At 71.8% G+C, this 21028-nt stretch carries 16 protein-coding genes, 1 pseudogene and 2 CRISPR repeat arrays; of the genes and pseudogenes, 10 read left to right on the top strand and 7 right to left on the bottom strand.

All coding sequences use genetic code 11. The features are described 5' to 3' along the window. Nucleotides 1-131: 131 nt before the first annotated feature. Nucleotides 132-932: a hypothetical protein gene (locus C1701_RS23665; protein ID WP_211256624.1), complete on the bottom strand. Its 801-nt coding sequence runs from the start codon at nt 930-932 to the stop codon at nt 132-134. A 477-nt stretch (nt 933-1409) separates the two neighbouring features. Between C1701_RS23665 and C1701_RS23655 the strand changes: the two genes are divergently transcribed. After that, nucleotides 1410-1652, top strand: a complete 243-nt coding sequence (locus C1701_RS23655) for a hypothetical protein (protein ID WP_103056636.1) — start codon at nt 1410-1412, stop codon at nt 1650-1652. A gap of 6 nt (nt 1653-1658) precedes the next feature. Here the strand turns inward: C1701_RS23655 and C1701_RS23650 are convergent, their stop codons facing one another. Further along, the gene (locus C1701_RS23650; RefSeq protein ID WP_026418179.1) at nt 1659-2657 is read right to left on the bottom strand and encodes an AraC family transcriptional regulator; all 999 of its coding nucleotides are present in this window, start codon (nt 2655-2657) and stop codon (nt 1659-1661) included. 80 nt (nt 2658-2737) lie between these two features. Between C1701_RS23650 and C1701_RS23645 the strand changes: the two genes are divergently transcribed. The 3 genes from C1701_RS23645 to C1701_RS23635 all read left to right on the top strand — a co-directional run bounded on the left by C1701_RS23645 (nt 2738) and on the right by C1701_RS23635 (nt 6263). Next, nucleotides 2738-3574, top strand: a complete 837-nt coding sequence (locus C1701_RS23645) for an NAD(P)H-binding protein (protein WP_026418180.1) — start codon at nt 2738-2740, stop codon at nt 3572-3574. A gap of 154 nt (nt 3575-3728) precedes the next feature. Continuing rightward, nucleotides 3729-4157, top strand: coding sequence for a pyridoxamine 5'-phosphate oxidase family protein (locus tag C1701_RS23640; protein ID WP_103056635.1), 429 nt, complete (start codon nt 3729-3731; stop codon nt 4155-4157). Nucleotides 4158-4493: 336 nt separating this feature from the next. Beyond that, a CRISPR array of direct repeats spans nt 4494-4829; the repeat unit is 29 nt; unit sequence GGAACAGCCCCGCGTGCGCGGGGACGACC. Nucleotides 4830-5204: 375 nt separating this feature from the next. Further along, complete coding sequence (locus C1701_RS23635) at nt 5205-6263, top strand: phosphatidylinositol-specific phospholipase C domain-containing protein (protein WP_051713209.1); 1059 nt, start codon at nt 5205-5207, stop codon at nt 6261-6263. 136 nt (nt 6264-6399) lie between these two features. Here C1701_RS23635 and C1701_RS23630 read toward each other — a convergent pair whose 3' ends face one another. Genes C1701_RS23630 through C1701_RS23620 form a run of 3 tightly spaced genes read right to left on the bottom strand, consistent with a single transcriptional unit; the run spans nt 6400 to nt 9427 of the window. After that, complete coding sequence (locus C1701_RS23630) at nt 6400-7293, bottom strand: ArsA family ATPase (RefSeq protein WP_103056634.1); 894 nt, start codon at nt 7291-7293, stop codon at nt 6400-6402. Next, nucleotides 7284-7649, bottom strand: a complete 366-nt coding sequence (locus tag C1701_RS23625) for a cory-CC-star protein (protein WP_245588736.1) — start codon at nt 7647-7649, stop codon at nt 7284-7286. Before C1701_RS23625 ends, C1701_RS23630 begins: the two co-directional genes overlap by 10 nt. Further along, complete coding sequence (locus C1701_RS23620) at nt 7646-9427, bottom strand: carbon starvation CstA family protein (RefSeq protein ID WP_103056633.1); 1782 nt, start codon at nt 9425-9427, stop codon at nt 7646-7648. Before C1701_RS23620 ends, C1701_RS23625 begins: the two co-directional genes overlap by 4 nt. Before the next feature lie 161 nt (nt 9428-9588). Here C1701_RS23620 and C1701_RS23615 point away from each other — a divergent pair, with 161 nt between their 5' ends. The 5 genes and pseudogenes from C1701_RS23615 (at nt 9589) to C1701_RS23595 (ending at nt 14809) form a co-directional block, all read left to right on the top strand. Next, the gene (locus C1701_RS23615) at nt 9589-10407 is read left to right on the top strand and encodes a hypothetical protein (protein WP_026418185.1); all 819 of its coding nucleotides are present in this window, start codon (nt 9589-9591) and stop codon (nt 10405-10407) included. Nucleotides 10408-10528: 121 nt separating this feature from the next. Beyond that, nucleotides 10529-10759 (top strand): annotated as a pseudogene (locus C1701_RS28245) (hydroxyurea phosphotransferase); the annotation flags it as partial. 273 nt (nt 10760-11032) lie between these two features. Then, nucleotides 11033-11672: direct repeats of the CRISPR family, unit length 28 nt; unit sequence GGAACAGCCCCGCGTGCGCGGGGACGAC. Nucleotides 11673-11740: 68 nt separating this feature from the next. Then, complete coding sequence (locus C1701_RS23605; protein ID WP_030106222.1) at nt 11741-12073, top strand: transposase; 333 nt, start codon at nt 11741-11743, stop codon at nt 12071-12073. Between the two features lie 35 nt (nt 12074-12108). Further along, nucleotides 12109-12960, top strand: coding sequence for an IS3 family transposase (locus C1701_RS23600; RefSeq protein ID WP_081715524.1), 852 nt, complete (start codon nt 12109-12111; stop codon nt 12958-12960). 874 nt (nt 12961-13834) lie between these two features. Further along, nucleotides 13835-14809, top strand: a complete 975-nt coding sequence (locus tag C1701_RS23595) for a helix-turn-helix transcriptional regulator (protein WP_103056632.1) — start codon at nt 13835-13837, stop codon at nt 14807-14809. Nucleotides 14810-14979: 170 nt separating this feature from the next. On the opposite strand, the gene C1701_RS23590 is transcribed toward C1701_RS23595, so the two are convergent. Beyond that, nucleotides 14980-17832 carry a PEP/pyruvate-binding domain-containing protein gene (locus C1701_RS23590; RefSeq protein ID WP_103056631.1) on the bottom strand — a complete coding sequence of 951 codons (2853 nt, stop codon included), beginning with the start codon at nt 17830-17832 and terminating at the stop codon, nt 14980-14982. Between the two features lie 10 nt (nt 17833-17842). Continuing rightward, the gene (locus C1701_RS23585) at nt 17843-18577 is read right to left on the bottom strand and encodes a TetR/AcrR family transcriptional regulator (RefSeq protein ID WP_051314377.1); all 735 of its coding nucleotides are present in this window, start codon (nt 18575-18577) and stop codon (nt 17843-17845) included. A 371-nt stretch (nt 18578-18948) separates the two neighbouring features. Here C1701_RS23585 and C1701_RS23580 point away from each other — a divergent pair, with 371 nt between their 5' ends. Further along, a complete protein-coding gene (locus C1701_RS23580; RefSeq protein WP_026420583.1) occupies nt 18949-21012 on the top strand; it encodes a DNA gyrase/topoisomerase IV subunit B in 2064 nt (687 codons plus the stop codon). Nucleotides 21013-21028 lie beyond the last annotated feature (16 nt).

The following is a 21028-nucleotide window of genomic DNA, read 5'->3' as shown; positions in this document are numbered from 1 at the left end:
ACTAGGGATCGGATTTCTCGGCCGTCAAGGCGCCGAGGACGTCCGCGCCGGTCGCGCGGCCGGCTTGTCCGATCCGTGTCCGGTCCGCCCTCGGGGAGCCGACGCCCGGGGGCCGGCGGGGAGCCGGTGCGTCACCCGTTGACGGGCAGGCTGAGCACGAGACGGGACTCGTCCTCCGGCAGGTACCGGACGGCGACGATCCGCCCGACCTGCACGTGGGCCACCATGTGGGGCGGCACGAACTTCTCCACCCTGGTCTCGAAGGTCGTTCCGTCCGGTCGGGTGACCAGGAGGGTGATGTCCAGCCGGGCCTGCCCGTCGCGGATCTCACCGGGCACCTCCAGGGCCCGCACCAGCCCCTGCGCGGGGGTGCCGCGCTTGGCGACCTCCAACCGTCCGGGGTCCAGGGTCCCCTGCTGGAGGGCGATCTGGTTCATCACGTCCTGCGCGCGGGCGGCGTCCCCGGACAGGTCGAGTTCCACCCGGTCGATCCGACCGGGCACGTACCGGACGGGGACCACGGCGCCGGGGCGGAGGGCGGCCACCTCGGTCACCGGGACCACCATCCTCGCGTGGGAGGCGAACTGGAGACCGTCGGCGGTGCGGACGGTCAGGTCGATGCGCAGCTCCGGCTGGTCGTTGACGGTGGCGCCCGTGGGACTGGTGCCGACGACGGTGCCGACACCGAGCTGTCCCCGGCGGAAGGCGGCGCTGTTGCGCCCGGTCAGTGCGGTCATCACGCCGTGACCGGTGAAGCTGAAGATCATGATCGTCGCGGGCAGCGCGATCATCAGCGGCACCATCTGGGGGCCGACCCAGCTCATGCCCGGGAGGTCGTCGTCGCCCTGGTTCGTCAGACCGAACCACAGGTAGTAGCCGGCGGAGCCGAGCAGCGCCAGCAGGGCCAGGGAACGGAGGGCGGTGCGGATCATGGCGTGTCCTTCGTGGTCTCACCGGATGTCGCCGCCGACGCTAGGTCCGGCGGCGGCCCTACCGGTCCCAGGTCCTCGGTGACGATCCCATCCTTAACCTGGTGCCATGCCCACCGGTGAAGGCACCCCCACCAGGAGAGACAGCCGCCACGAGATGGATGGTCGCCGGCCGAGGGCGGCCGTGCTCGACGAGGTGTGGCGGGGTCTCCACGGGGTGGAGGCGTTGAGCGGTCCCCGGGGCGGACCGCTGAGCCGCACCGTGAAACTGGTGCTCGACCCGCTGGTGATCCGACCGGCGCTCCACCCGGAGTGCGCGGGCCCGGTGGTCACCGAGGACGGAGCGGCGTTGGTGACGGCCCCGCTGCAGGCCGCGGCCGACCGGTTGCGGGACACCGCCGCCTGGTTCGTCCTGGTCAAACGGGTGCGGCGGGAGGAACGGATCACCGAGGGGCACCCGCAGGACCTGTACTTCCCCCGGTGTTTCGAGCTGGCCACCACGCGGGGCGCACCCGACCCGGGACCGGCGCGGCCACCGCCCGGGGTGCGCTGGCCGAGGTGCACGCCCAGACCGCCGGCCGGACCACCGAGGCGTTGCGCGCATACCTGCTCGACCCGCGCCACGCGCAGCGGCTGGCGGCGGGACTGGCGGCCGCCTGGCGGGCCCGGTTCGGCGGCCGTGGGATGGCCGCCCCGCCGCCGGTCTGGCCGAGAACGGGGTGACCTGGCTCAGACGTGCCCGCCGACCGGGATGGTGCCGGCCGGCACGAACCCCACCGGCGCCGGGTCCAACGTGGTCGCGGCGCGACGGAACTCGCTCGGGCTCACGCCACGCACCCGTTTGAAGGCGGCGCTGAACCCGAACGCGTCGGAGTAGCCGACGGCGTGCGCGATCTCCTCCAGGGTGTCCGACCCCCGCTCGGCCAGGAGATCCGCCGCGAGCGTCATCCGCCACCGGGTCAGGTAGGTCAGCGGCGGCTCGCCCACCAGGTCGGCGAACCGCTTCGCCAGGGTCGACCGCGACACCCCGATGCGCGCGGCCAGCGCGGCGACCGTCCAGGGCGCGGCCGGTTCGCCGTGCAGCAGGCGCAGCGCGCCACCCACCACCGCGTCGTGCTGGGCCGCCCACCACGCGGGGGGTTCACCGCCCGGGCGGTCGAACCACTCGCGCAGCGTGCACACCAACATCCAGTCCAGCAGCCGGTCGAGCACCACCTGTTGGCCGGGCGCGTCGACGGCGACCTCGGCGGCGAGGTGGTCCAGGACGGGGTCTCCCGTTCCCCCCGCGCACACCCGCAGCACTCCGGGCAACGCCTCCAGGAGCCGGCGGCTGATCTCGCCGCGCACCGGGTAGGCGCCGACGATCAGCGTCGTCGACTCCCGTCCCGGCTCGGGGGAGCCCGGATCGTGCCAGCCACGCCGATGCCTGGTCCCACCCTCCTCGGGGGTAGCGCAGAGTTCCCCGCACGGGATCGGTTCGGCCGAGGTACCCACCTCGTCCACGAAGCTGAACGTCCCGGGGCCGCGCACGATGATCGTCTCGCGGGCGCGGAGGGGCTCCGGGGCACCGTCCTCCGGCACGATCCAGCCGCCACCCGTGAGGACGGTGCACAGGGTGAGCGGCGCACCGTCGACGAAGTGCAACGCCCACGGCGGGGTGTGGGTCGAACTCCCGACCAACGAGCCGTGGGCCCGCACCCCGCGCAACAGATCACTGAACGCGTCCACCCCGCCAGCCTAGACGAACACACAGGCGATCCGGCGCTCCACCTATGGAATCGTCCAGTTCGGCGCGGTTCACTGACCTCATGAGAAACGACACCACCCTCGTCCTCGGCGCGACCGGCAAGACCGGCCGACGGATCCTCGCCCGCCTCCGACTCCGCGGCATCCCGGTCCGGGCCGCCTCCCGGTCGACCCAGCCCCGCTTCGACTGGTCCGACCCCGACGACTGGGGCGCCGTCCTCGAGGGCGTGGACGCCGCCTACGTCGTGGCCCCGACCGTTCCGGGCCCGGTGCACGAGTTCGTCGCCCAGGCCGAGGCCGCCGGAGTGCGGAGGCTGGTCCTGCTCTCCGGGCGCGGAGCCGACGACTGGGGCGACTCCACCTTCGGGCTGGACATGCTGTCGGCCGAGGAGGCCGTGCGCGGCTCCGCGCTGGAGTGGACCGTGTTGCGGCCGTCGAACTTCGCGCAGAACTTCAGCGAGGACCTCTTCCACGCCCCGTTGGTCGCAGGGGAACTGGCGCTCCCGGCCGGCGCGGTCCCCGACCCGATCATCGACGTCGAGGACGTCGCCGACGCGGCCGTCACGGTGCTCACCGAACCCGGCCGGCACGCCGGAGGCGTCCACGAACTGACCGGGCCGCGTGCGCTCACGTACCCGGAGGCCGTCGACCTGATCGCCCGGGCGTCCGGGCGGCCCATCACCTACCGGCGGATCTCCCCCACCGAGTACGCCGCGACACTCGTGGAACAGGGCCTGAGCCAGGACGACGCCGACCACGTCGCCGAGATGTTCGTGATGATGGAACGCGGAGCGCTCGCCTCCCCAACGGAGGACCTCGCCGCCCTCCTGGGCCGGGCGCCCCGAACCTTCGAGGACTACGTCGTGCGGGCCGCCGCGGCGGGAGCCTGGCGGCCGTGATCCACCCGCCGACGGCGGTCACCGCCGGGGTGACGCACTCCCGGCGGCATCCCGGCCGTTCGCCCACCACCTCGGGTGGCTCACCCCGAGGCCAACCGCCCTCGACCCGACGATGCCTCCAGCAGCCGCCTCCCACCCACCGGAAAGGACCAGGATGAGCACCACCCCCAGCTCCCTGACGCCCGAGGACCTCGAGTTCCTCAGCCGTCCCCTGCACGGTTTCCTGACGGTGGCGGCCGGACCGCTCCCGCCGCAGCCCCGGCCCGTGTGGTTCGAGGCCACCGCCGAGGGCACCATTCAGCTGTTCACCGGCCCCGACTCCCCGAAGGTGCGCCGCATCCGCCGCGACCCGCGCGCCTCGCTCGTCGTCGGCTCCCCCGTGGGGGAAAGCGAACGCTGGGTGTCGGTCGCCGGCCGAGTGGAGGTGGTGCCCGACGGAGCCCTCGAGCTGTGCTCCCGGCTCGCCGCCCGGTACTGGGACCTCAACGACCCGGGCCGCGCCGAGGAACTCGCCGGGATGATGTCGGATGAGCAGGTCCGCCTCGTCATCCACCCCGAGACCGTTCGCCGATTTCCACTCTGACGCGCGGAAGCGTCTTCGGGAGGAACCGCCCCCTCCGCGTCCACCTGGTTTCCAGCGGATTCGGGAGGGATGCCGTCTTACCTCCTCGAACGGCCACGACCGGCCAGCGGGGGATGACGGGGGCTTTCCTCGGCGCCGCCCGGATCGAGCGGTGAGCGGGAAGGTCCTCGTGGACGTACATCATGTGCCCCGTGTGTACCGGATCGCCCTCGTGGGGCCACCACCTGGGGCTCCGCCGACCCACCGTCGACGGAGCCCCATCCCGCACGGGGGCCGAGGCCGGCGGCGGGCGGCGCTCCGCCAGCCCGAGCGGAATGTCTTCGACCCTGACGGAGAGGAACAGCCCCGCGTACGCGGGGACGACGCCCTAGGCGGAACGTCCAGCATTTGGGCCATCGGAACAGCCCCGCGTGCGCGGGGACGACCGGCGAGGCCGGCCTGAGTGGAGGGCCGGAACCGGGAACAGCCCCGCGTGCGCGGGGACGACCCGGTCCGGAGTGTGCAGCTCCGACCGGGCCGCTGGAACAGCCCCGCGTGCGCGGGGACGACCGGGAGGCCGATCTCCCCGCAGCCGAGGTCGAGGGAACAGCCCCGCGTGCGCGGGGACGACCAGGCTGATACACGAGTCCCCCTGTTGGGTGAGGGAACAGCCCCGCGTGCGCGGGGACGACGCTTCCTGACCTGGGGGTTTACGGGCGGCCCTGCCGATTCTCGTTCACTTTCCTCGGCGTCTCCCGCAGCACCACAAACCTCCTCGTCCCGAGTATGCCCGCCGCCGCACTCGCCCGGCGTTCTGGCCCCTCCCCCGCCCACCCAGCGGTCGGATCCCCTCCGGACGCCGTCAGCTCGGCACGCGTCATCCGCCGTTCCCGCCGACCCGGGAACGGCGGATCGCCGATCCGCGCACGCATCACCGTCGGTCACCTCACCGTCATGTTCCGTTGCGCTGGAGGCTCGCGAAAATTACTCACGAAATCCTAGGGTGAGGTGTCCTCGTTGTTCGGACACATCGGACAACGCAGTTCTTCCGCAGCTCGTGGAGGCCTCATGCGACGCCGTGCTCCCCTGTTGGCAGTGGTACCCCTGCTCCTGACAGTGGCGGCCACCCCCGCCCTCGCGCAGTCCTCTCCCTCGGCCGCACCCCAGGCCGCGATGTTCCCCGCCACCACCTCGGTCGGCGTGCACAACGCCTACGAACAGAGCGCCTTCCCCTACTTCGCCGACGGGCTCGACTCCGGCGCGGGGATGTTGGAGATCGACGTCTGGACCGACGAACTCTTCGGCCGCTGGAGGGTCAGCCACGACCTGATCGGCCAGCGGAACAACTGCGTCGGCGCCACCCACGCCGACGGTCTGCGCGACGGCCCCCGCAACCAGGACCTGCCCGCCTGCCTCCGCGACATCCGCGCCTGGCAGGAGAGCAACCCGGGCCACCGGCCGATCGTCTTCAAAGTGGAGTTCAAGGACGGCTTCCACGACCGGGGTGGTCTCGGCCCGGCCGCGTTCGACGCGCTGGTGGCCGACACCCTGGGCGACGGCGTGTTCCGTCCGGTGGACCTGCTGACCCGTCCGGACGGGTCCCGGTTCGCGACGCTCGACGAGGCGGCGCTGGCCGGGAACTGGCCCAGCCGGGACACGCTGGCCGGCAAGGTGGTGTTCGAGCTGATCCCGGGCACTTTCGAGCAGGGCAACCCGTTCGACGACCTGTGGACTGACGAGGAGTACTCCCGGCACCTGCGCGACCTGGCCGCCGAGGGGCGCATCGAGCAGGCTCAGGCGTTCCCGGCGGTGTTGGGTGCGGAGGCCGGTGATCCCCGGGAGCGCTACGAGGACGAGTCGCTCCGCCCGTGGTTCGTGTTCTTCGACGGCAATGCCACCACCTACGTGCGCCCCGAGGTGGACACCGCCTGGTACCACGAGCGGAACTACGTCCTGCTGATGACGAACTCCCACTCCGTCGCGCCGGCGATCGACGCCAACCACCCCACCGAGCAGGAGGCGCGGGACCGGCTGCACCTGTTGGCCGGTGAACACGCCAGCATCGTCTCCAGCGACTGGCGGGACCCCGGGGTGCTGTCGGCGGTGGCACAGCGCGGGCAGGGCTGAGGCCCTCGCCCCTCCCGAGCGGGGCCTGTCCCGGCCGATGTCCCGGGGCAGGCCCCGCCCCCACGCGCGTCCTCCCGGCGCGCACCGCGCCGCGCGGTGTGCCGCCGGGTGCGCGTTCGCCGGTTCCGGGCCGGCGTTACCGAGCTGTGGGGACCGCGAGTTCCCGGAGCCGGGTCAGACCCGTCGGTTCCGACGCGGCCAGGCCGCAGCGGACCGCGCCGGGCGTGGCGAAGCGTGCCTCGATCCGGCGGAGCAGGGACACGTCCACGTCCTCGGGGATCTGGTTGACCACCAGGGTTCCCAGGGTGAAACCGCCCTCCACGAGGGCGTCGGCCGCCCGTTCCGTCTCGGCGAGCACCATGCGGCGTGGGACGAGCACGAGGCGGACCTCGGCGTCGGTCCGCAGGCGCTCGGCGGCGCGTTCGAGGCGACGTCGCCGGTCGTGCAGTCGTTCCAACAGCGGGTCCCGCTCGGGTTCACGGTCGCCGACCACGGCTTCGGCGAAGCGGTCGGCGGCCACAACGCGTTCCCGCTGCCTGGCCAGGCCCTGGATCCACGGGGCCAGCAGCGAGGGCAGGTCGATCATGCGGAGCAGGTGTCCGGTGGGGGCGCTGTCGACGACCAGCCGGTCCCATTCGCCGGGCACGTCCTCCAGGTAGCCGGTCAGCACGTCGGTCAGCGCGGACTCGGCCATGCCCGGCCCGGTGGCGGCGTGCCCGAGGTGGCGCCGCACGGCCGGCATGATCCTACGGGGCAGCGCGGCGGCCGCGTCGTCCTCGACCTGGCGCACCCGGCGGCGCACCGCCGCATCCCCGTCGGGTTCGGCCGCCCACAGGGTTGGTCCGAGTCGACGTGGCCGGTCACCGAGGGTGGTCTCGAAGGCGTCCCCGAGCGAATGGGCGGGGTCGGTGGAGATGACCAGGGTGCGGTGTCCGGCGTCGGCCGAGGCGAGGGCGTGGGCGGCGGCCATCGTCGTCTTGCCCACCCCGCCCTTGCCCGCGAAGAAGGTGATGGGACGGGTCAACAGCATCCTCCGGGTCCGTCGTACTCGTCGCGGCCCATCCGTACGTGCCACTCGTGCATGTCCGCCAGCAGGAACGGGACCAGTTCGAGCGTCTCGTAGGCGACGGGGCTGTCCACGCCGAGGGTGTCGAGGAGCATCAGCGCCCGCATCGTGTCCTGCTGGTCGCGGGCCTCCCGGCGGAGCGTGGACCGCCACCGGGCGGTGAACCAGGCTTCGTGGAACTCGGCCACCGCCCGCAGGCCGGCTCGGATGCGGTCGCCGACCGGCCCGGAGGCCGGTCGGCGCCGCCGCGTGGTCCCCGCCGCGTCGTCGCCCACCGGCCGCGAACGGCCGTCGGGTTCGTCCGACGCGGCGCCGCTCATCGTTCGTCGGTGTCGGTCGGGGTCCGGCCGGCCGGCTGCTCGGCCGTGGTCTCACCCGAGGTGACCGCCGCCGCGTCGACGTCCTCGTCCTCGTCGTCCTCCGGCGGCAGGCCCCGTGAGGCCCAGGCCGAGCGCAACGCGAGGCTGGCCTCGATGATCAGCCAGATCGCGAGGACGAAGATCACGGCGTCCAGCGGCGCGAGCAGCCACTCCCCGGCCTGGACGAAGTCGATGAGGTTGATGATCAGTGCCCACGACGTCATCACCAGCAGGAACACCAGGGGGATGAGGACGGCCAGCGGGTTGCGCCGCTTCTTGGTCACCCACACGGCGATGACGGCCAGGGCGAGACCGGCGGTGAGCTGGTTGGTGGTGCCGAACAGCTGCCACAGCGTCCCGAACGCGAGGTCGCCGGGTGCCAGCGCCAGTGCCAGGGGCACCACGACCGCCACCAGCGACGACCAGGTCAGACTCCGGGCCAGCGGGCGGAAGCGGACGATCTCGGCGATCTCCTGGACGATGTAGCGCTGGAGCCGGACACCGGTGTCCATCGTGGTCGCCGCGAAGCTGATGACGACCACGGCGGCGAAGACGACGCCGACCTCCAGCGGGATTCCCAGGTTGGAGGCGAAGTTCGCGACTCCGTTGACGAAGTTGTCGGTGGCCCCACCGGAAGCGGTGGAGAAGTCGGAGAACAACGCGTTCCACTCGATGGTGGTGGCCGCGATCCCGGCGGTGCAGGCGAGGATGGAACAGACCGCCAAGCCGCCCTCGCCAAGTGCCGAGGTGTAACCGACGAACCGGGCGTCGGTTTCCTTGTTGATCTGTTTCGCCGTGGTCCCGGATGCGACCAGGCTGTGGAATCCGGAGATGGCTCCGCAGGCGATCGTGACGAACAGCAACGGGAACCAGGGGGGCGAGTCGGCCGGCACGTCGTTCACGACCGGGGCGACGATGCGGTTCAGGCCGATGCCCATCCCCAGCAGGATGATGACCAGCGCGATCACCAGCTGGTGCTGGTTGATGTAGTCGCGGGGCTGGAGCAGCATCCACACCGGCAGCCGGGACGCGGCGAACGCGTAGAGGAAGATGAAGATGATCCAGAGCGTCCGGGCGTCCGTGCCCAGCGCTGAGGCCACCGGGTCGAGGCTGATCGGCACGAGCAAGCCCAACGGGATCATCGCGTAGACCACGAGCAGCGCGATGATGGAGGGGACGAGCGCGGCCGTCCTGGTGCGGTAGATGTACTGGCCGACGGCGATGGCCAGCGGGATCTCCACCAGGATAGGCAGCACCGAGGCCGGGTTGGCGATGAACAGGTTCGCCATGACCACGGAGAACACCGCGTTCACCAGGGTCAGCAGGAAGAAGATGATGAGCAGGAACAGCCCCCGCGCCCGTTTGCTGATCACCTCACCGGCGAGGGCGCCGATGCTGCGGGCGCGGTGCCGGACCGAGACGACGAGCGCGCCGAAGTCGTGCACACCGGCGGCGAAGATGGACCCGACCACCACCCAGACCAGCGCCGGCCCCCACCCCCAGTAGACGCCGACGGCGGGGCCGACGATCGGAGCGGCACCGGCCACCGAGATGAAGTGGTGGCTGAACACGATGTGCCGGCTGGTCGGGACGAAGTCGATTCCGTCGGTGTAACGGTGGGCCGGTGTCACGTACCGGGGGTTCAGCACGTAGACGCGGCGCGCCAGGTACGCCGAGTAGTAGCGGTAGGCCACCGCGAAAACCGCGATGACGGCGAGCATGACCACGATCGCGGGCATCCGCAGCGACCTCCTGTGCCACTCTGCCGGTGCGTTCTCCGTTGTCCGACCGGCGCGAGTACCAGAAGCTACCGAATGATCGGCCGGTTGGTAAGAACCGACGAGCGAATTGTTGACAACGGAAGCGTTCACCGGAACGGTGGAGCGCCAGGAGGAGCGGGATGAGCGATTTCGCGGAGAGGTGGGCTCGCGCGGGCACCGGTGAGCTGTGCTGGTTGGGCGCGTCCGGTCCCACCGGCGCCGCCGTGATCCCACTGTCCCGGGAGGGGCGGCCCTGCGTGGCGCTGCCGTTGTCGCGACTCGCCGAGGCGGACGACCTCACGGGCCGGCGGGTGGCGTTCTGCGTGCCAGGCCGCCCGGGTCAGGAGGGTGAACCCGCGCCGGGGATGGTCGCCGTCGGTGCGGTGCGCGTGGAGCACGACCTGGAGGGCGCCGAGTACGTCGAACACCTGCTGCACCAGGAGATGGTGAAGTACCCGCCGACCCGCCTGCGCGCGGACAGCCTGCTCTCCCGCCGGGAGAACTGGTGGTGGGTGGCGCGGGTGATCGTCAGCGTCGACGGGGACCCGGAGGTGCGGGAACTCCCGCCCCGCCGGGACCAGCGGGACGCGCTGCTGGTGCGGGAGGCGGACGCCGAGGCCCGCGCTCCCCGGGTGGACGTGGTGTCGGCCGGGGACTGGGCGGCGGAGCCCGGCGGCGAACTCGCCCTGGCGGAGGACCCGAACCGCACGCCGGGGGTCGGGGAGCCCGCCTTCGTGTTCGGCCACCACCACAGCCCCGACTACGAACGGTGGGAACGGTGGCACCGGGCGGGCACGCTCGTCGGGAACCGGCTGCGGGTGGAGCACTCGGTCGGTGGCCCCGTGGCGTCGGTGCGGCCCTTCGGGATCCTCGGCCGGTTCCAGGGGCACCGCGCGCTGGCCAGGGAGTGCCGGGCCGGAATGGCGGAACTGGAACGCAGGCTCGACGTGCCCTGCTGACCCGGGGCGCGTGACACGGCCGAGGCCACCCGCCGCCACGTTGCGTGAGCGGCCTTCCACCGATACTGATCGTTCCGGTCGGACGGACCCGGGACGAACTACCGCCTGCGAAGGAACCATCATGAGCGCGCGAGAAGCGGTGCACGTCCCAGAACCCCTCGTCGTCTCGTACGCGCGGGCCTTCGGCGAGGCCGGCAGGGACTGGCTGGCCGCGCTTCCCGAGCTGGTCACCCAGTCGTTGGACCGCTGGGAGCTGAGGCGGGACGGCGACGCGACCTCGGGAGCCGCCTCCCTGGTGTTACCCGTGCTCCGGGGGGACGGCACCCCCGCCGCACACCGAATTCCTCCACCTCCAAGAGGTCGGTCGCGCTCGTCACGTGAGGAGCAGCCCCGCGTGCGCGGGGACGACACTATGTAGTGATTTTTGTGGCCGATGTGGTCCAGGAACAGCCCCGCGTGCGCGGGGACGACGCCGGAGCGGATCACGCCCTGGGCGTCCCGGACGGGAACAGCCCCGCGTGCGCGGGGACGACCGGCAGACTCCCGGGTGCAACCACCCCCGGGACGGAACAGCCCCGTTGCGCGGGGACGACAACGTCGGTGTCTTCCCAGAATCCGTTTTCGCGGGAACAGCCCCGCGTGCGCGGGGACGACGGTGCGGTTTCACTCCGCGTGGCCATGTCAGCGGGAACAGCCCCGCGTGCGCGGGGACGACGGCGGCGATCCACGTTGGCCGCAGCCACAGGTAGGAACAGCCCCGCGTGCGCGGGGACGACACCCGCGCTCCCCCGACATAGACCTGTGTGCACGGAACAGCCCCGCGTGCGCGGGGACGACCCCCGGCCCCTGTTCTGTCGGTGATGCCAGTCCGGGAACAGCCCCGCGTGCGCGGGGACGACTTCTCGAGGGAGAAGGCCCGCAGCCGGGCGGGCGGAACAGCCCCGCGTGCGCGGGGACGACGCGCCGGCAGCGCCGACGCAGACCGGGACTGGCGGAACAGCCCCGCGTGCGCGGGGACGACTCGGCGGGGTTGTTGTCGGCGGGCTGATCCACCGGAACAGCCCCGCGTGCGCGGGGACGACGCGATGGGCCGCCGCCTGGACGCCGCCGCGCTGGGAACAGCCCCGCGTGCGCGGGGACGACATCTCGTATCCGGCCCCGACCTGGTGTGGGAACGGAACAGCCCCGCGTGCGCGGGGACGACAGGGCACCACGGGGGAACCCATAGGCGGTCGGAGGAACAGCCCCGCGTGCGCGGGGACGACCACGGGGTCGGCGGACTGGACCGTACTGGGTTTGTTGGAGGCCCTGCACCCCAGGAAGGATGAGGAGCATGGGTTCCGCGAAGAAATACCCCCAGGAGTTGCGGCGACGCGCGGTGGAGATGGTCCGTGAACTGGAGGGGCAGTGGGGACCCGGACGTGGAGCCATCGCCCGGGTAGCCGACCAACTCGGAGTGCACCCCGAGGCCTTGCGGTACTGGGTCCGCAGCGGTGAACCCAGCACCCACACCGGCTCGGCGGACTCCACGAATACCGGGGAGTCGGACCGGGACCGGATCGCACGGCTGGAACGGGAAAACGCCGAACTCCGCCGATCCAACGAAATCCTCAAGGCTGCCTCGGCTTTTTTCGCCCGGGAGATGGACCCCCGCCCACCGAGCTGACCGAGTTCGTCGACCACCACCGGGACCGGTTCCCCGTGGAAGTATCCTGCCGCACAGTAGGGCTGAGCGTGTCCACCTACTACGCGATTCGCAACCGACGGACGAACCCCTCCGCCCGGCACCGCCGCGACCGGGAACTCGTTGCGGTGATCCGCCGGATTTGGGAGGACTCGCACCGGCTCTACGGGGCACGCAAGGTCTGGGCGGCACTGCACCGCCAAGGCGTGACCGTGGGCCGCTGCACCGTGGAACGGCTGATGCGGTCCGAGGCCATGACCGGGCTGGTCACCCGGTCCCGCCGGCCGCGGTCGATGCTGCCCGGGCAGGTCGAGGGCCAGCCCGGTGACCTGGTCGAGCGGGTGTTCCGGGCACCGAGGCCGAACCGGTTGTGGGTCACGGATCTGACCTACGTTCGGCTCGGGGAGAGTCGGTTCGTGTATTCGGCGTTGGTCGTGGACGCGTTCTCGCGGGCGATTGTGGGGTGGCAGGTGTCGGATACCGCTGATACGTCGCTGGCGTTGGATGCGTTGGATATGGCGCTGTGGGCGCGGAGGAGTCGTCTGTCTCCTGGTTTGGTGGCTCATTCCGACCGGGGGGTGCAGTACACGGCGTTGCGTTACAGTCAGCGGTTGAGCCGGTCGGGGATCGCGCGGTCGGTTGGGCGTCGGGGTGATTCCTACGATAATGCGCTGGCGGAGTCGGTCAACGCGTTGTACAAGAAGGAGCTGATTTACCGGAAAGGCCCGTGGAAGGGGGTTGCGGACGTCCGCGCTGCTACTGCGGAGTGGATTCACTGGTACAATCACCACAGGCTGCATAGTTGGTGTGGGAATAGGCCACCGTTGGAGTACGAGGAACGACACTGGCGACAGGCCACAGCGGTCTGAACGCACACGAGCGTGGGAGGCACGGCCTCCAACACCACCGGGGCGGTCCAGACACGGTGACGGACGCGGCGGGAACAGCCCCGCGTGCGCGGGGACGACGCTCACCGGAGCGCCGATGCATCACGAGTGCGACGGAACAGCCCCGCGTGCGCGGGGACGACCCCGATCAGTTCGAAGCTGGCCACAATGGCTGTGGAACAGCCCCGCGTGCGCGGGGACGACGGGGGCTTGCTGCTGGGGTCGTTCTTCGGGGGCGGAACAGCCCCGCGTGCGCGGGGACGACTTCGTCAGATCGGCTTCGGAGAACTCGAAGGCCGGAACAGCCCCGCGTGCGCGGGGACGACACTTCTTGACCTGCGGCGTTACGAGCGACACGACCGATTCTCATTCACTTTCCCGACGGTCTCCCGCATCCCGCAGATCCTCCCTGCCCACAGTATCCCGTCCACCCGCCACAGCCCTCCAGCAGGCCCTTAACGACTCCACCAGGCGTCCCCACGGCCTGCCGTCGTCCTCTCGCGACCGCGAGGACATCCGCTCCGCTCGACCACGCGGCGCCCACGAGCACGAAACTGTCCGCAATTCCCGTCTTCCACCACATCACGCCATGCCTGGTGGAAAATCCACGACAACGGCCGCTCCCGCCCTCCCCTGCGGTCACCCACTCCCCCGCACAATCCCCGACCTGCGAGTTCTCGCCCCTTCGTACGGCGAACCACGGAGACAGGCCGGCACGACCACCGACGCACGCGACCGGAGCGGCCCGTCGTTCGGCGGCGCGGACCACAGATAACGGCGGCCCTCCGACGTCCGCAGACCATCCGATCCCGAATTCAGGTCAGGAACTGCCCTGAATTCGGCAACACTGGGGCTCGTGGCCGATGTGACCCAGCGTTCCCTCGCTCTGCTGGCAGCCCTGCGGAACGGGCAACCCGTCTCCGGCGAGGAACTCGCCCGACTCCTGGAGGTCGATCAGCGGACGATTCGCCGGGACGTCGAGCGGCTCCGTGGCTACGGGTACGAGGTGGACGCGCAACCCGGCCCTGGCGGCTACTACCGCATGCCCGGCGGGAACACCGTACCGCCCATCCCCGGGGCCGTGGCCGGAGCGGACGGTCCGCCCGCCGCCGAGGCGGCGGATCACGCGCTCTCCGAGAACGGCGGCGAACCCCTCGCTGCCACCGGCAGGCGTGCGCTCGACCAGCTCACCCAGCACCCGGCGACCCGAACCACCGAGCACTGCCTCCCAGGCGACGTCGACGCGGCGGGGGAACCAGGTTGGCGCACGGGCACGGGTGGGGACTCGGCTGACCTCGTGGGGGCGGCGCTTCAGCGGTGCCGAGTCCTCACCTTCGACTACACCGACGCCGCCGGCGTGGTCTCCACCCGCAGGGTCGAGCCCCACCGGCGGATGCACCAGCTGATGCGCTGGTACCTGTTGGCCTGGGACGCTGGCCGGCGGGACTGGCGGGTGTTCCGCATGGACCGGATATCGGAGCCGCGCGTCGAGGAGGCCTCGTTCGCGCCTCGTCCGCTCCCTCCGGACGATGGGGTGGGCTATCCGCACTGGACCACGCACCGGTCCCCGCTCCGCGTCGTGGTGACCGTGGAGGCCCCGGTGGCTGCGGTCGCGGATGTGCTGCGCCACCAGCAGGTGGAGTTCCTCGCCGTCCGGCCGGACCGGACCCGGGCGGTCCTGGCCGTGGAGTCCTGGCAGTGGTTGGTGTTGAACCTCGCCTTCCTGGATGTCGAGTTCACGGTGGAGGAGCCCGAGGAGGTGCGGTCGGCGTGTGCGAGCTTCGCTTCCAGGCTGGGGTTGGCGAGCACGTCGGCCCCCGTTGCCCCGTGACGGCCCGTGCCGGTGGCGCGCTGCCAGCGGCGTGTCGACCACGGCTCGCCGGCGGTGCGGCATCGTCCACGTCGCACGCGGGCCTCCCACACCGCGCCTCGCGCATGGCTCGCCTGGGGCGGGCTCGGGGCGGCGGGCCGCCGTCGGCCGGGTGACCGCACCGCGCTCCGCTAGGCCCCGGTGGGTGGGGCGCCGCCCTCGGTCGGCGGGTCGATCAGGTGGACCTCGCCGCGTTCGCCGTGGACGCGCAGCCGGTCGCCGGTGCGGATGCGCATGGTGGCGTTCCCGCATCCGACCACGGCGGGGATGCCGAGTTCCCTGGCGACGATCGCGGCGTGGGAGAGCGGGGCGCCGACGTCGGTGACCACGGCGGCCGCCCGGGGGAACAGTGGTGTCCAGCCGACGTTGGTGGCGGTGGTGACCAGCACCTCGCCCGCCCGCAGGTCCTGGGCGTCGTCCACGGAGGTGACGACGCGTGCGACGCCTTCCACGGTGCCGACGGCGCCGGGGAAACCGGTGATCGGGTTCGGGGCGGGCTTCCGCTCGGGTTCCGGTGTCGTGGCCGCCGGTCGTGGCGCTCCGGCGGTTCGGGAGTGGTGGTTCGCGGGTTCGGGATGTTCGGGTGAGGACGGGGCGGTGGCCGCGTCGTACAGGTCGGTGCGGCGCCTCGGGTCGGCCGCCCACCGTTCGGGGTCGAAGGGGCCTCGGATGAGGGTCGGGTAGTTCGGCAGTGCCCGGTACCGCTCGTAGGCGTCGCGGCGGGCCGGCACGGCCGCGAGGGGTCGGTCGTCGCCGGCCAGTACCCGTTCGATCTCGTGCCGTTCGAGGAGGAACAGGTCGTGGCCGTGCCCGGTCAGTTCGCCGGCGCGGAGGACGACCTCGCGGATCGCCCAGAACGCCCGGTTGACCTCGGAGCGGGTGGCTTCGCGGTCGTGGACGAGCCGGGCCCAGGAGCGCAGTTCGCGGCGGGTCCGCGTGACGTGCCGGGGGTGGTCGCGCTGGTAGCGGGCCCACGCCTGCTCGTGTTCCGCTCGGCGTTGGGTGAGCATGGCGTGGACGTCGGTGCGGGAGTCGCGGAACGCGGCGAGTTGGTGGTCGAGCCAGGTGGGGTCCTCGGCAGGCCGGGGCAGGGAGATCTCGAACTCGTCGGGGCAGCGGTGTCCCCACTGGCGGATGTGGTCCTCGGGGCTGGTGTCGCCGTTGGCGACGCTGGCGAGGCCGAGCAGGGGGCCGAGGCTCGCCAGGGGGGCGCCGTGTGCGATTCCGGTGGTCAGGGCGTTGGCGTCGGCTTCTCCGACCTGTTCGGCGAGGCGCTGGCGGACCTTGACGAGCCGGTTGCCGCCGCCGCGTCCCCGGGCGGCGGCGCTCATCATGTCGAAGGTTTCCAGGCAGTAGGGCCACAGTTCGGTTCGCCACAGCCGGAGGAGCGCGTCTGGGGTGGGGGCGGTGCGGGCTCGGGCGCGGAGCGCGGCGCAACGGTCGGCGGCGGTGTCCAGGTAGGACGCAAGGCGGCGGTGGGCGATGCGGAGCCGAAGGCGGAAGGCGGTGACCAGCGGTACGAGCTCCCGCAGGGTCGCCCAGCGGCGCAGCGGGATGACGGGGACGGGTGTTCCGGGTGGGATTCGGCCGAACACGGCGGAGACGGTGTCGGCCATCTGGTCCACGGTACGGCCGAACGCCGTGCCGAGGGACAGGCTGGTGGAGAGGTTCAGGTAGAAGCGGCCGCCGATGTTCCCCCAGGTGGGGTGCCCCTGGCAGGAGGGGATGCCCATGGTGCGCAGCATGAAGACCTGGACGAAGGACCAGGTGGCGGGGGTCATGACGCTGGGGATGGCCTCGCCGAGGTTTCCGTTCGTCCAGAGGTAGTCGCCGAGCCGGCTGTCGTTCCACTCCTCACGCCGGCTGGCGGTGCCGCTGCCCCGGTGGTGGCGCGGTCGTGGGGGGCTGGTGGCGGGTGGGCGGCCCTCGGCGGGCGTCCTCGTGGTGGTGTCCTCGGGTGGAGCGGAGGAGGGCGGCCTGGCGGGGGTGGTGTGCTGGCCGGTGGCGGGTAACCGGGGTGCGGGTAGTCCGGTGATGGGGCGGGCCTGGAGCAGGTGGGGGGTTCCGCTGTCGTCGAGCGCCCACTCGACGTCGCTGGGGCGTTCGTGGAGCGCGTCGACGCGCCGTCCGAGGTCGGCGAGCCGGGTGATGTCCTGCTCGGTGAGCACGGGGGCGTGGACGAGGTGGTCGTCGACGGCCTCCTCGCGGACGCCGCCGTCGGCGGGGACGGTGCGGACGGTCTTGGCGCTGGTCGTGTGGTGGCTGGTTCGCCCGGTGCGCTGGTCGACGATGACGGTGTCGGGGTTGACCTGGCCGGACACCACCGACTCCCCCAGCCCCCAGGAGGCGTTGATGACCAGTTCGTCGCGGCTGCCGGTGAGCGGGTTGGCGGTGAACAGCACGCCGGCGGCGCGGGCGGGGACGAGGAGTTGCACCACGACGGCCATGGCGACGGTGGCCGGGTCGACGTCGTGCCGCTCCCGGTAGGCGACGGCCCGGGGTGTCCACAGGGAGGCCCAGCAACGGGTGAGCGCGTGGAGGAGGTCCCGTTCGCCCCGCACGTTGAGGAAGGTGTCCTGCTGGCCGGCGAAGGACAGTTCGGGCAGGTCCTCGGCCGTGGCGGAGGAGCGGACGGCGACGGGTGGGGCGTCGGGGCCGAGCTCGCGGTAGGCGGCGGTGACGGCGTCGGCGACCTCGGGGGGAACCGGCCACGGTCCGGGGTCGGCGGTTCCCGCCCTGGTCGCTCCCGGTTCCGCCAGGCCGGCTCCCGTCCCCGGCCTCCGAGGCGGTCGAGGGTGATCGCCGTGGGCGGCGCGGTAGGCGGTGGTGGTGACGTGGAAGCCGGCGGGGACGGGGAGTCCGGCGCTGACCAGGCGGTCCAGGGACGCTCCCTTCCCGCCGACGAGGGCGAGGTCCGCCCCGCCAGCGCCGAGCGGGAGGACGAAGGGGTGGGTGACCTCGTTGTCCACCAGTGGGCTCCTCATCCGGCCTGGGTCAGGCCACCTCGTTCTCGTAGCGTTCGATGGTGAAGCGGGCCGCCTCGGCGAGGTAGGCGGCGGAGGCGGCCGCCACGCCCTCGGTCTCGGTGTCGCCGAGCGGGCTGCCCCGGTCCAGCGCCCGGCACACGGTGTCGGCGACCAGTTCGGCGGCGTCGTCGTCGGTGACGGCGAACTCGTCCGGCATGAGTGGCCTGGTGAGCAGGAAGCCGTAGATCGTGGCGGTGCCCAGGGACAGTTGGGCCGCAAGCGTCTGGTCCGTGCGGACCCAGCCGCCGGCGCGCAGGTGCTCCAGGTAGCGGGGGAAACCGACGGACAGCGGTGGTCTTGCGGTCGGGGCTCCGGTGGTGAGCAGGCGGCCGAGGACGTCCCGGTCGCGGGTGAGGACGGCGAGGAGCAGGGGCCGGCGGGCGACGACCCGGTAGGAGTGGACGAGCACTCCCCGCAGGGTGTGACCGGCGGGGTCCTGGGCGGCGAGGTCGCGGATCTCGGTGGCGGCGAGGGCCCGTTCCCGGCGGAGCAGCGCGAGGAAGAGCGCGTCCCGGCTCTTCCAGTGCAGGTAGATGGTGCCCTTGGCGACGCCGGCCGCGCGGGCGATGTCGTCGATCGTCGTTTTCTGGTAGCCCCAGCGCAGGGTGAGGGCGGAGGCGGCGTCCAGGATCCGCCCGGCCCGGTCCCGGCGGGTGTCCCCGCTCGCCGCCGCGTCGTCCCGTTCGTCACTCGCCACCCGCACCCCTCCGAACCTTATGACCAAAATCGTTCATCTGGTCATGATCGACGGTACACCCCTCGCCGGGGATGCCGGGGAGGGCTCCGGGCGTGGAACGCCCTCCCGTGACGGTGCTCACCGAGAGTGCCGATCACCCCGGGTCGCGAGCCGTGACCGAGGGCGATACCACGTGGTCTCGCGGGACCCCGCACCGGCTGGTCCCACCGTCGCCAGTCGTCTCCGTCGACGCGGAGTCATTTCGGACAACCACCAGGTCAGAGCCGAAGGCGAAGAGCTCTCCTTGCCGTCGGTATGGTCCAGTACGGTGATCCGCCAGTTCGCGACGACTCCGTCCGCGGGCACGTCCATCGGCCACGATTCGGGAGAACGACCCTGTGACTGCGTCAGCTGAAACCATCTACGGGGCCGACGACCTCACGCATCTGGAGGGCCTGGAGGCGGTCCGCAAACGCCCTGGCATGTACATCGGATCGACCGACAGCAGGGGCATCAACCACCTCTTCAGCGAGGTCGTGGACAACTCGACCGACGAGGGTGTGGCCGGGTACGCCACCCGCATCGTCGTCACCCTGCACGCCGACGGCAGCGTCCAGGTCGACGACGACGGCAGGGGGATCCCCACCGGGGTGCACGCCAAGTCCGGGATCTCCGGGGTGGAGCTGGTCCTCACCCGGCTGCACGCGGGCGGCAAGTTCGGTGGTTCCGGGTACAAGACCTCCGGTGGCCTGCACGGTGTCGGCGCCTCCGCGGTGAACGCCCTGTCCCACCGGTTCGACGTGACGGTGCGCCGGGACGGCCTGGTCCACCAGATGTCCTTCGCGCACGGCGCCCCCGGCGTGTTCGACGGCCCCGGGGCGCGGGCCAAGTTCACGCCGCGGTCCGGCCTGCACGTCACGGGGAAGATGAAGCGGGACGAGACCACCGGCACCTCGATCCGGTACTGGCACGACGCCCGCTACTTCGAGACCGGCGCCGCGTTGGACGTGGAGGGGGTGCGGTCGAAACTGCGGAACACCGCCTTCCTGGTGCCCGGTGTCACCTACGTGCTGCGCACGGCCACCGAGGACAGCATCAGCGAGGAGACCTTCCACTTCCCCAACGGCCTGCCCGACATGGTGGACTTCCTGGCGCCCACCGGTGATCGGGCGGTGTCGGGCACGCTGGTGGTCTCGGGTGAGGGCACCTACAAGGAGAACGCCGCCGACGAGAACGGCGTGATGCAGTCCAACGTGCCACGACGCGCCGAGGTGGAGGTGGCCTTCCGCTGGGGCACCGGGTACGAGCGGACCGTGGAGTGCTTCACCAACACCATCCGCAACGTGCACGGTGGCACCCACCGCAAGGGGTTCGAGCGGGCGGCGGTGAAGGCGCTGCACGCGGCGATCGCCCGCACCCGGGGGCTGCTGCGGGCGAAGGAGGAACCGCCCACCCTCGAGGACGTGCTGGAGGGGATGACGGCGGTCATCCACGTGCGCATCCCCGAGCCGCAGTTCACCTCGCAGACCAAGGACGAGCTGTCCACCGCCGGGATCACCAAGGTCGTGCAGGCCGTGGTCGAGGCGCACCTGCGGGAGTGGACCGAGGACCGCAGGACCAAGGTCGAGGCCAAGACCGTCCTGCAGAAGATCGTCGACGCCTCCCGGGTGCGGCTCACCCAGAAGCAGCAGAAGGACGCCGCGCGCCGCAAGACCGCGTTGGAGGGCGCGGCGATGCCGGCGAAGCTGGTGGACTGCCGCACCACGGGGGTCGCCCGCAGCGAACTGTTCCTGGTGGAGGGGGACAGCGCCCTCGGTTCCGCCCGGTTGGCCCGGGTTTCGGAGTACCAGGCGTTGCTGCCGCTGCGGGGCAAGATCCTCAACGTTCAGAAGGCCAGCCTGGCCGACACGCTGCGCAACGCCGAGATCGCCTCCATCGTGCAGGTGCTGGGCGCCGGCTCGGGCCGGACCTTCGACCTCTCCGCGATGCGGTACGGCCGGGTCATCCTGATGGCCGACGCCGACGTCGACGGCTCCCACATCCGCACCCTGCTCATCACGCTGTTCGCGAAGTACCTGCGGCCGGTCATCGAGGACGGCCGGTTGTACGCGGCGATGCCGCCGCTGCACAAGATCACCACGCGGGGACGGAAGCCGCAGACGCACTTCACCTTCACCCAGCGGGAGATGGAGAGCACCGTGGCCCGGCTGGAGAAGGCGGGGAAACAGGTGGTCACCCCGGTCCCCCGGTTCAAGGGCCTCGGTGAGATGGACGCCGACGAGCTGTGGGAGACGACGATGAACCCGGCCACCCGGTCGGTGCGCCGCATTACCCTCGCCGAGGCTGACGCCGCCGCCGCGGACGAGGCCCTCGACCTGCTCATGGGGGAGAAGGTCGAGCCGCGTCGCGCCTGGCTGGTGCGCTCGGCCGCCCGGGTCGACCGGGCGGCGATCGACGTCTGAGCCACTCCCCTCCGCG

The sequence above is a fragment of the Actinoalloteichus sp. AHMU CJ021 genome, from assembly GCF_002895405.1.
Taxonomy (GTDB): Bacteria; Actinomycetota; Actinomycetes; order Mycobacteriales; family Pseudonocardiaceae; genus Actinoalloteichus_B; species Actinoalloteichus_B caeruleus.
Note: the sequence above shows the minus strand (reverse complement) of the source record. Positions and strands in the feature narration are given on the sequence as shown.